We start from the raw sequence: 11,013 nt of genomic DNA, 5'->3' as shown, positions 1-11,013 counted from the left end.
TGAGGTAATTAAAACCTCGTGGGCTCGTTTGCTGTACGTTGTTATTCAGTTTTCAAGGATCGTCTTCACGATTTCGTTGTCGAAATCGCTGCGGCTTAATGTCCGCGACGAGCTGCTGACTCTAAAACGTTTTCGTTTTGTTGTCAACTGTTTTTGTCTTTTTTATTTGCATTCGGTGTTGGCTCATTGTGGAGCAGTTTTGCTCTACAGTGTGTCTGTCACCGTTTGCGAAAGACCGGGGAAAATTACTGGATCAGCCGGTCTATGTCAACAGTTAAATATTCAATAACTAAAAAAACTATAGTTTGGTCATGAACTGTATTACTATCTGTCTATAACTAGACGAAAATGTTTGCGAACGTTGAGGCCGCATCGTACCTTCCGGCTCAAACTGTTACCATTTAATGGCCTCAATCATAGAGGCGCTAGACTTATTATAGTTCAAACAGGTGTACATGGAAAATCAAAAAGAGCTACTGCGGGCGTTGCCAAAGGTAGACGAATGTCTCCTATGGCTCAAGGGCGAGAAAAGAAAAGATCTTCCTTCCCGAATTGTAAAGGAATCTGTGCAGGAGGCTGTCGCTGAAGAAAGAAAAAAAATTCTTGATGGCGTTTCTGGCACCGACATAAAAAAACAGGATGAGTGGGTTCAGCTCTTCCTTGCCAGGATTGAGAGGAAGCTGGCATTTAACTTAAGAAGGGTGATCAATGGTACTGGTGTTGTAATTCACACAAACCTCGGCCGATCTCTCCTCCCCGGTAAAGCACAGAAAATGCTTGAGCAGGCTGCCGGTTATTATTCGAATCTTGAGTTTGATCTTGAAACAGGTAACAGAGGCAGCAGATATAGTCTTGTAGAGGATATTATCTGTGATCTCACTGGTGCAGAGGCCGCTCTTGTCGTTAATAATAATGCAGCTGCCGTACTCTTGGTTCTCGATACCCTTTGTAAGGGAACAGAAGTTATAGTCTCCAGAGGACAACTCGTCGAAATAGGCGGTTCTTTTCGAATCCCCGATGTGATGGCAAAAAGTGGGGCTGATCTCGTAGAGGTTGGTGCCACGAATAGAACGCATCGGTACGATTATGAACAGGCCATAACTGAACGTACCTCCATGTTGCTTCGTGTTCATACCTCCAATTTCAGACTTATAGGCTTTACCTCAGATGTAAGTGCCGAAGAGCTCGCTGATATAGGTAAGCAGCATAATCTTGTGACCATGGAAGATCTAGGGAGCGGGAGCTTTATAGATCTTTCCCGGTATGGGTTGATGAAGGAACCGACTGTTCAGGACGTCGTGAAAGCTGGTATTGATGTGGTGACCTTCAGTGGCGATAAACTTTTGGGTGGACCGCAGGCCGGTATTATAGTCGGGACTAAAGATGTAATTGCTCGAATTAAACGAAATCCGCTCAACCGTGCTCTGCGGATTGACAAATTTACCCTCGCATCTTTAGAGACTATCCTGAGATATTACTACGATCTGCAGGGTGCGCTGGCAAATATTCCTACCCTCTCCATGTTGACCGTTGATCGGGCCATCCTGAAAGAGCGGGCCAGGAGAGTCATAGCTGAAATACAGGATACAGTCAGTGAGAAATGTAAAGTGGAGCTTGTTCAAACCAACTCCAGGGTTGGGGGTGGGGCAATGCCTGAGTGTAATTTGGCAAGTTGGGCAGTCCAACTCGATCCCCTGAAGTTGAAAGTAAGTAAAATGGAGAAACTGTTTAGAGAGCTTCAACTACCGATTATCGGCAGAATTGAAAATGAGAAATTTCTCATTGATGTTCGTACAATTCAGGAAGAAGAAGTGCTTGAGCTGTGTGAGTTGATTAAGGAGTTCTTTACATGAAAGGATCCGCAACTATGATTGAAGCGTTTCCTTTCCTTTTACCCAAGCCGGTTCTTGAGTATGAAGATTTTACCACTTTTGCCAAGGCGTTTAGAAAGGTCGTACAAGCAGCGATTCCAGGGTGCGGTTCTATATACATAACTGACGGTGCCGTGCCTGAATCATTTCATGATCAGGCTGGAAAGTATCAGTGCATAGCTCTCGCTCTGGATGAGATCTTCCTGAATGGCGCTTCGGTTTCGGTGGTAGAGGAAGGCCTTCTATTTTCCTTTAGCGTTCAGGGAGATAGCAGCATTGTCTTTTTCGTAGATGGCGTTGATCCTTTGATCATACAACGTGCAGCGGAGGATTGGCTGCTTGAGACCCGTGAGCAGCTAGCTCTGAAATTTCTTGAATGCAAACAGAGTTTCACTGACCCTGAAACCGGATTGTTGAACAACGTACACCTGTTTGGAGAGCTTAATACCCTGGGGAGAGAAAGCTCGTACTCCATTGTTCTCGTGAAAATTCCTGCAAGGAACCAAGGACTCAGAGAGACATTCAGAAATGCTCAGCGAGCAGCATCTGCACTGAAATATTTTTGCGATAATCGATTTCTTCTTCACCATCTCGGGCAAAATATCTATGCACTTCTAACTGATAGTGAAAAGATGGCAGATGTTGAAAGCTTCAGTTCAAGTCTTGTTCATTATCTCAAGCGTGAAAATTTTTATCGGGTTCATATTGGCAGTAGTCAGTTTCCGGCAGAGGACGTTTCCGGGGACGATGCAAAACTGTATAATTTGCGCGATGACAATGAACCTGGTCTGCTCGATGAGGCGTGGACGGCTCTACACGAGGCAGCAAGAAGAGGGCCGTTTAGCTTTTGTGATTTCAGCTTGTTGGTGAATGCGGACAAACATCCGTTACGAAACCACAGGGGTGATATTCTCAGGCGGTTCAGGAGGGCGAAATTCCGGGAAGACAAATTCTGCATTATTAAATTGAGCCTGCCGGAGTCTGATACGTCTACTGATGTTTCAGCCAGGCTCCAAGCGGTCTTGGAGTGCCTAGAGTTGCCTGAAGGTGTCATGCTCCGGTTCTTGGGTCTCGACAGGGGGAGTATAATTTTTGCCTCGGGCGCAGATAGAGACGGGGGGCTGGTGTTAGCCCAAAAAATTATTGCAGAATTGCAGGGAATCAAAGAGTTCTCAAACCTTTATGCCGGTGTGAGTTGTTACCCATATCTCGATTTCTCCAGTGCCGAGGCATTGCAGAATGCCCATAAGGCGTTGCTGCATGCAGAATTTTTCGGATCTGGCCACTCTGTATTGTTCGATGCCGTGTCACTCAATATAAGTGGGGACATTTATTTTGGTGATGGCAATCTTCCTAAAGCTATCAAGGAGTATAAACTTGGGCTTCGCTGCGATCCTGAGGATGTTAATCTGCTGAACAGTCTCGGGGTAACGTATGCGCTCATGAATCGTAACAACCTGGCTCGCAAGACATTTACCCGGGTACTTGAGGTTGATTGCAAAAACTACATGGCTCATTATAATCTCGGTCTGGGGGCACAGCAAAAAAACGATGCAGTTACCGCTCTGCATCACTTTACCGTGGCTCATTCTCTTTGCGAGAAAGCAGGCCAACAGCAGGATATTTGTTGTGATTTGCGTTTGCAACTAGGCAAATTATGCTGCAGGGCTAAGGAGTATAAACAGAGCGTTCAGTATCTTACTCTCTGGATGGACAGCATGCCTGAATCGGAGCAGAGCAGAGCTTCACGTTATCTTGGTGAGGCATATCTTGGAGTGGGTGAGCCGCAGCGTGCTCTGCCTATCCTGGAAAAGGCCTTGAGCCAGAACCCTTTTGATGCAGAAATAATGAGCATGCTGGGTGAGGCGGTTTGGCTTGCGAAGGAAGGGGCTGAGATAGCGCTTTCATTCTGCAGGAAAGCTGTGGAACTGGAGTCTCAGGATTCTGTACTGCGATTACGGCTTGCCAAGGTACAGTATCATGTGGGTGAAAGTGAAAGTTCATTAGCCAGCCTGAAGAAATGCCGTGGGGCATCAGTTAATCCCGTTGAGGTACAATTACTGAAAGCTATGGCATATGCAGATCTGAACCAAAAATTACGGGCACGGAGCTGGGCAGAAAAAGTGGTAGGTCAGGGTGATGATGGAGGTGAATTGTATAAAAAAGCAGATTTGTTAATAGCGTCTTTATAATCCGAGATGAGCTCGCCAGGGAGGGAGGAGTATGGTACCGACCAAGAGAAATTGTGTGCATAATGGTATCCGAATGGAACCAAAGTACTGCCTTGATAATACCGTAATCGGTGATTCCTGGCGCATGTTCAGAATAATGTCGGAATTTGTTGACGGCTTCGATGCAATGTCTGCGGTGGATGTTCCCGGGGTTACTATTTACGGTTCAGCCCGAACCGATTCTTCCGACCCCTATTATCTGCTTACGGAGAAGATTGCTTCTGAACTTGCCAAAGCGGGATATGCCATCATTACCGGTGGCGGCCCCGGTTTGATGGAGGCGGCCAACAAGGGAGCTTTTGAAGCAGGTGGAATTTCAATAGGTTTGAATATCAGCCTGCCGCATGAACAGGATCCAAATCCATACGCTAATTTCCCTTTACATTTCAAATACTTTTTTGTACGAAAAGTGATGTTCATGAAGTATTCGATGGCATTTATCTGTATGCCAGGTGGCTTCGGCTCTCTGGATGAGTTGTTCGAATCCCTCACTTTAATTCAAACCCAGAGAATAAAACCGTTCCCGATAGTACTGGTTGGTAGCGAGTTTTGGTCTGGGCTTGCCGATTGGATTAAAGATAAACTTTTGGGGAACGGGAATATTAGTGTAGATGATATGACGCTATTCCGGGTGCTTGATGATCCTGATGAAGTTGTGAGTCATATCAGGAAGACAGTGATTTTCTGATGTGGTCGTACATGCAAGGTTCTGCTTGGCCGGTTTGATGAAGTTCTGAAATTCCAGCTGGTTGGAAAAATAGGTGAATAATGGCTCAGATTGACGCGTTTTTTAAATTGATGAACGATGAAGGTGCATCGGATTTGCACATGGTTGCCGGGCAGCAACCTGTTCTCCGTATTCGTGGTGATATGGAGCGGGTGAAGTTCAAGGATCTGGACAACGATGAACTTCGTGCCATGCTCTATGAAATCTGCCCTGAAGAGAAGATCAAGGATTTTGAGGAGACCGGCGACATTGACTTTGGTTATGAGATTCCTGGTCTTGCCCGCTACAGGTGCAATTTCTTCCAGCAAAAATACGGGGTAGGTGCGGTATTTCGTGAGATTCCAAGTGAGATTATGACCTGCGAGCAGCTCGGTCTGCCTAAAGTGGTTTCCAGGCTCGCCTATCTGCCGAAAGGACTGGTTCTGGTGACAGGTCCCACCGGTTCCGGTAAATCTACTACGCTTGCGGCAATCGTTGATGAGGCCAATAAGGCACGAAAAGATCATATCCTGACTGTCGAAGATCCTATAGAATTTGTGCATCGCAGCCAGAAATCTGTTGTGAACCATCGAGAGGTGGGAACTCACACCAAAAGTTTCTCCGCTGCCCTTCGAGGCGCACTGCGTGAAGATCCGGATATCATCATGGTTGGTGAGATGCGCGACCTGGAAACCATCTCACTGGCAATGGAAGCGGCAATGACCGGTCACTTGGTTTTCGGTACCCTGCATACTATCAACGCCATGAAGACGGTTGACCGTATTATTGAAATTTTCCCTGCGGAGCAGCAGGGGCAGGTGCGGTCTACTTTGGCGGATGCTCTGCGTGCGGTTGTTTCTCAGACTTTGTTTAAGCGCACTGATGTGAAAGGTCGTTGTGCAGCGCTTGAGATCATGATTGCGACTCCGGCGGTTCGAAATCTTATCCGTGAGGGGAAAACTTTCCAGCTCCTTTCGGTTATGCAGACCGGTAAGAAATTTGGTATGCAGACCCTTGACGATGCAATCTTGGAATATCTGGATAAGAGAATGATCAGCCCGGATGATGCATATTCAAATGCGGTAGAAAAAGCAAAATTTGCAAAATTTCTGAAAAAACCACCCTCTGATTTCACCGAAGTGTAAAGGTAGAAGCTTCTCTGGTGAGAGTGTTTGTAACCCTTTGCGGTTGAAGCCAGGTATGGCTCCGACGCAAAGGGTTTTTTGTTTGTTCCCGAACGAGTACAAAGGGGGTGCCACCTTTTATCAGGACCCTGATAGTGCCGTGTTCAGCTGTGACCAACAACGGAATGTGATGAACCTCACAATAGTCCCTGAGCTTTGGGGAGGGAAATTGATGGGTTCTTGAGCGACCAGCGGAAGAGATTATCGCCTCCGGGGAAATATGTCGGAGAAAGTCGGGACAGTTTGACTCTGCAGAACCATGGTGTGAGGCCAAAAGGATGTTGTGATTTGAAGGTGTAATCTTCCTTATGACTTCAAGTTCCATCTCGCTGCTGATGTCACCTGGAAATATCAGTTGAAATGGATTCCTGGTATCAACGCGGTCATCAGAAAGAAAACCAGTAATCGCAAGTACTATACCACGATTATTAGTTTTTTGTTGATCATGATGACTGAGATTTGCAAGGCATAGTATTGAGGGATTCAGATCCTCACCATCAATACGCAGGAGATCTCCTGCGTAAGGTGTTTCAATTCTTACATTGAACTGTTTTGCAAGACTGAGCAATCGTTGATACCCGTAGGATTTTGTAGACTCGGTGCCGCTCCATAGAATATCAGGAGTAAATTGTTCAAGCAAAAAAGGGACACCGTTGTAATGGTCGCTGTCCTGATGGGTAATGAGTATCGCATTGAGCCTGGTGATGCCTCGCTGCCATAAAAATGGAGCAATGACGGATTGTCCAACCGAGTCAATGCCCAAAGTCAGTGCTCCGCCATCAATAAGCACAGTCTTTCCGTCTGCGAATTCTACAACGGTCGCGCTTCCCTGACCGAGGTCGAGAAAGTGGATGGTTGTCGTGTTGTCATCATGATTTCCGAAGAGGGATGAATGGGGGAAGATGATTCCAGTCAGGCATATCGCAAAAGAGCATTGGGCTATTGTGCTCGTGAGTTTGGTTTTTCGAGGTTGCTGGAGAAAAAAGAGCACTAGAAAAAATGTGAAGTAGTAGCTGAGGAGAAGGAGACAGTGTGGCGGTGGGAGCCAGAGAGATGTATGGGGCAGTGCTGCGAATAAATTTGCCGTGGTGACACCAAGTTGCAGACCGATAGCACCAAGTTTGAGTAGAACTGCAGAGATATCCGGGACCAGGAATATAAATGGTAACGCAAGAAAGCCCAGCGGCAATGCCCATAAACATATCAACGGTTCGATGATGAGGTTGCTGATTGGTCCCAACAGCGGGAGTCGATGAAAATGAAAGGTCAATATTGGCGCAGTTCCCAGCACAGCAGCTGTGGAAGCGGTAATTCCTGCAAAAGTCCATTGGAGAGATCGTGATACAATCCTTCCGAGGCGGGTTTCTGATGAAGTTTCACTGCGGGCATACCTTTTCAGAATAGGCATAACCATCAAAATTGAGATAAATGCAGCAAATGTTAACTGAAACGAAACAGTAAACAGGGATTGCGGATTGGTTGCCAACAAAAGAAGCACTGCGACGGAAATCAGAGAAGAAAACGTTTTAGGGCGATCGGTGCAGAAGGCAAAGATAACAACACAACTCACTATGCAGGCACGGAGAACAGGTGTGTTCAGGCCGGCCAGCAACGCATAGCCAACCAGTATTGGCAGGCATAGGAGCCCAGCAATTTTTCTGGTGTTACAATGTAAAATGAGCCAGGTTGAACGCCTTAGTAACCAATAACAGACGGTAAAGAGTAAAATGGCGATCAGTGACATATGGATGCCAGAAATGGCAAGAATGTGCATCACACCTGCTTGTTTAAAGGCTTCGAGTGTTTGAGGGGAAATTTGGGTGCGATCGCCTAGCAATAATGCGCGGTATAAGCTGCTCGTTTCTCCAGGGAGTCTGCTGTCAAGCACACTCCCAATTCGTGTTCTCAGACGTTCCGGCAAATGCCTGATAGTTTCACCATTCTGTGGTATCGAGTGTATTGCTGAAATCTGGGAAGGAGAGCGGACGTAGCCTGTTATCCAGATTCCTTTTCGGGCGAGATATGCAGGATAATCAAATGCACCAGGTGTGTTGTAACGTGAAGGACGGTGCAAAGTAGTTCGTATGACCACTCTGGTGCCGGGCTCGATTTCCTGAGGCCATTGAAAACGCATCCTGATGAGAGCGGTTCCGACAACGCGCCTGAGATTGCTTTCACCTTTTTTCTGAAGAGAAGTTGCTGCGATTAATACCCTGCTGGTGGTGCCGTCAAATGAAGGCATAGTTTGTATATGGCCAATCAACACGACATCTTCGGGAGCGGATACAAGGTTGTAAAGATGGGCTGAGTCAGCAGGGGATTCACTGCTGATCAGGCCCTGGAAGTAGCCGGTAGCAAAAAAGAGCAACAGCGATGCTATCGCCGTACAAAATTTGTCCCGTTTAAAGAAGACGGAAAACAGAGCCAAAAGGACCGTTGGCAGGATGGTATAGGTAAGGGCTGAAACAACAGGTAGAATATATGCTGATGAAAAAAGTATCCCCAGAGTGTAGGCAGTTGTGTGGCAGGCGAGAAGATGATTGAATAGATTTAAACGTATCCGCTTTGCAATCATCTTCATTCAGCCATGACATCAAAGAAGTGAGCGTATGAGCTGTATATGTTTATCGATAACCCCTTGTTGGCGCATTATACATGCTCTTGCAGCTGAACCGGCATCTTTTCTTTTGTCAGGGTTTGTTATAAATTCTGAAATGATGTCCCTTAGTTGATCTGGTCCCGAGACTTGGTATCCACCTCCGGATGTCAGTAAGTCTTCTGCTATCTCTTGAAAATCTTCCATATGTTGTCCGTAGACCACCGGGACTCCCATTATTGCCGGTTCTATCGGGTTATGGCCACCCTGGGAGACCAAACTGCCGCCAACAAAGGCAATTGAACTGTGCTGGTAAAATTGCACAAGCTCACCTATGGTATCGACGATGAGTAGGTCAGCGGGTTGTTTGGGGGAAATGGAGCGAAGTAGGCCCTTAAGGTTCAAGGTGCCGGCTAACTGTTTAAGTTTTTCCCCCCGGTCTGGGTTTCGGGGAACCAGAACGAGATAGAGTTCAGGGTGTTGTTGTCGAAGTTCTCGATATACAGAGAAAATGATTTCCTCTTCACCTTCATGCGTGGAGCCCGCGACGAAGATAGTGCGATTGGTCGGCAGCAGGGTAGTTATGTCAGGGGAATCACAGAAGGTTGTTGGAATGTCAAATTTGAGGTTGCCGAGGGTGAGCAGCTGTTCGTCTGTCACACCAAAATCCCTCATGCTGACGGTGTCTGCCTGTGTCTGCATAACCAGATGGTTGAAGCTTCCGAACATCGGGGCAAAGAAGAATGCAAATTTCTTGTAGATGCCTAAAGATTTTTGTGATATACGCCCGTTCACAAGCAGGGTTGGTATCTTTTTTCTATTGAGGAGAGTGAGCAGGTTGGGCCAGAAATCAGTCTCAACCTGAATATAGATATCTGGTTCAATATATTGCAGGTATCTTTGTACAACAGGGAGCAGGTCGATAGGTGATGGAAGAATAACATTTGCAGTTTCGGCCAGGCGGGTATTGGCAACTGCTTCACCTGTGGTTGTCGTAACCGTTACGACAATTCTGCTCTCAGGCCATGTTTGCCGTATTTTTGTTACCAGCGGGATAGCGGAAGTCACCTCGCCAACTGAGAGTGCATGTACCCAGAAAGTTGTATTGTTTCCATGATTGTTATTATATATCGGGAACTTGCGGTGAAGTTGCCACCCGAGTCGGGAAGGGATACGCTTGCGGTATTTCTTTTTTATAAGAACCAGGGCCAGAATAAGCGGCCATCCAATGGCCACAAGACAAAACTGTGCTATGTTGTAAAATATTGTAATCAAGAGAATACCCTCAAAACATGAATGCAAAGAAAGCAACCGGACCCGGGACCAGCAATGCAGGTCGTTGGATTGCAGAGGTAATTTATAGTAACCATAACTGACTTTTCTCATACGAATTGACCATAGAGTTATCATTGAAACCGGTAGATTGTAAATGAATATAATACTTGCAGAACAAGAAGAGATAGTTGATGCCAGGCTGACACTCACTGATCATCGCGCCCAGCATATTATCAAGGTGTTGCGTGCAAAAGCAGGGGATATTGTGCGTTTTGGCGTAGTCGATGGTAAAAAAGGCACTGCAGTAATAGAAAATATTCACAAGAAGCATCCACGTTCAGTCAGCTTGCAGGTGGAATTGACTGAGCCAATGAATCCGCTTCCTCATATCGATCTTGTACTGGCATTGGCCAGGCCGATTATGATGCGTCGTATTCTCAGCCAGGCTACCGCACTGGGTGTAGGCAGTTTTCATTGTATTCATGCAAACAGAGTTGAGAAAAGCTTTTGGGAAGCGTCCTTGGTCGAGCAGGAAAGTTTTTACGACTATCTCTTGCAGGGACTCGAGCAGGCGGTGGATACCAGAGTGCCGGAAGTGACCTTTCACCGTCGTTTCAAACCATTTGTTGAGGATTTCCTGCCCGAAATAATTGAGAATTACTCCCACCTTCTGGTCGCTCATCCATCGGGTAATACTACTCTTGTCAAGGCAATGGCCCATAAACCACAGGGTAGAGTACTGCTGGCAATCGGTCCCGAAGGTGGTTGGGTTGATTATGAAGTAGAAAAATTTACAGAGGCAGGTTTTACAAGTTGTACAATTGGGGAGCGCATCCTCAAGGTTGACACCGCGGTAGTTGCGTTACATTCCCGTATTTCTCAGCTTCTGGAATCCAGTTAGTCCGAATTATTCATTATTCCAACCAGAGTCTGTTTCGAAGTTTTGATAGTAAACCATAGTGTCTGTAAAGTAAGGGGTTATACCCATTGGGGTGTTTGACCAGTTCTGTCAGACTACTATGGAAGTGAACGTTCTATAGGACAAAGCCCAAAAACGTTTTTTCAGGGTACCTCTGATCCTGCTATAAAAGAGTGGACACTCAGATAAGCCAATATTAAAGAGATTGGCAGGAGGAAGATATGAGTGTTC

General features: G+C 46.3%; 8 protein-coding genes. 6 read left to right on the top strand and 2 right to left on the bottom strand.

The features are described from left to right. The 5 genes from ACN5NT_RS23575 to ACN5NT_RS23555 all read left to right on the top strand — a co-directional run. The coding region (locus ACN5NT_RS23575) for a hypothetical protein (RefSeq protein WP_419177100.1) at positions 1-289 on the top strand (289 nt) is incomplete at its 5' end. 166 nt (positions 290-455) lie between these two features. After that, a complete protein-coding gene (gene selA, locus ACN5NT_RS23570) occupies positions 456-1,853 on the top strand; it encodes an L-seryl-tRNA(Sec) selenium transferase (RefSeq protein WP_419177099.1) in 1,398 nt (465 codons plus the stop codon). Further along, complete coding sequence (locus ACN5NT_RS23565) at positions 1,850-4,063, top strand: tetratricopeptide repeat protein (RefSeq protein WP_419177098.1); 2,214 nt, start codon at positions 1,850-1,852, stop codon at positions 4,061-4,063. Before selA ends, ACN5NT_RS23565 begins: the two co-directional genes overlap by 4 nt. Positions 4,064-4,094: 31 nt before the next feature. Further along, positions 4,095-4,790, top strand: a complete 696-nt coding sequence (locus tag ACN5NT_RS23560) for a TIGR00730 family Rossman fold protein (RefSeq protein ID WP_228721350.1) — start codon at positions 4,095-4,097, stop codon at positions 4,788-4,790. An 80-nt stretch (positions 4,791-4,870) separates the two neighbouring features. Beyond that, a complete protein-coding gene (locus ACN5NT_RS23555; protein WP_136799185.1) occupies positions 4,871-5,953 on the top strand; it encodes a type IV pilus twitching motility protein PilT in 1,083 nt (360 codons plus the stop codon). Here ACN5NT_RS23555 and ACN5NT_RS23550 read toward each other — a convergent pair. Further along, a complete protein-coding gene (locus ACN5NT_RS23550) occupies positions 5,940-8,573 on the bottom strand; it encodes a DNA internalization-related competence protein ComEC/Rec2 (protein ID WP_419177097.1) in 2,634 nt (877 codons plus the stop codon). The two genes, ACN5NT_RS23555 and ACN5NT_RS23550, sit on opposite strands and share 14 nt — an antisense overlap. A 12-nt stretch (positions 8,574-8,585) precedes the next feature. Then, positions 8,586-9,863, bottom strand: coding sequence for a 3-deoxy-D-manno-octulosonic acid transferase (locus tag ACN5NT_RS23545; protein WP_419177096.1), 1,278 nt, complete (start codon positions 9,861-9,863; stop codon positions 8,586-8,588). A 154-nt stretch (positions 9,864-10,017) separates the two neighbouring features. Here ACN5NT_RS23545 and ACN5NT_RS23540 point away from each other — a divergent pair, with 154 nt between their 5' ends. Further along, positions 10,018-10,764 carry a 16S rRNA (uracil(1498)-N(3))-methyltransferase gene (locus ACN5NT_RS23540; RefSeq protein ID WP_419177095.1) on the top strand — a complete coding sequence of 249 codons (747 nt, stop codon included), beginning with the start codon at positions 10,018-10,020 and terminating at the stop codon, positions 10,762-10,764. The last annotated feature ends 249 nt before the right edge of the window (positions 10,765-11,013 follow it).

The organism is Desulfosediminicola sp. (assembly GCF_048381775.1).
GTDB classification, from domain to species: domain Bacteria; phylum Desulfobacterota; class Desulfobulbia; order Desulfobulbales; family Desulfocapsaceae; genus Desulfopila; species Desulfopila ganghwensis.
Note: the sequence above shows the minus strand (reverse complement) of the source record. Positions and strands in the feature narration are given on the sequence as shown.

Coding starts and splice junctions, on each gene's coding strand:
- selA (WP_419177099.1), top strand. CDS start 456: ATGGAAAATCAAAAAGAGCTACTGCGGGCGTTGCCAAAGGTAGACGAA.
- ACN5NT_RS23565 (WP_419177098.1), top strand. CDS start 1,850: ATGAAAGGATCCGCAACTATGATTGAAGCGTTTCCTTTCCTTTTACCC.
- ACN5NT_RS23560 (WP_228721350.1), top strand. CDS start 4,095: ATGGTACCGACCAAGAGAAATTGTGTGCATAATGGTATCCGAATGGAA.
- ACN5NT_RS23555 (WP_136799185.1), top strand. CDS start 4,871: ATGGCTCAGATTGACGCGTTTTTTAAATTGATGAACGATGAAGGTGCA.
- ACN5NT_RS23550 (WP_419177097.1), bottom strand. CDS start 8,573: ATGAAGATGATTGCAAAGCGGATACGTTTAAATCTATTCAATCATCTT.
- ACN5NT_RS23540 (WP_419177095.1), top strand. CDS start 10,018: ATGAATATAATACTTGCAGAACAAGAAGAGATAGTTGATGCCAGGCTG.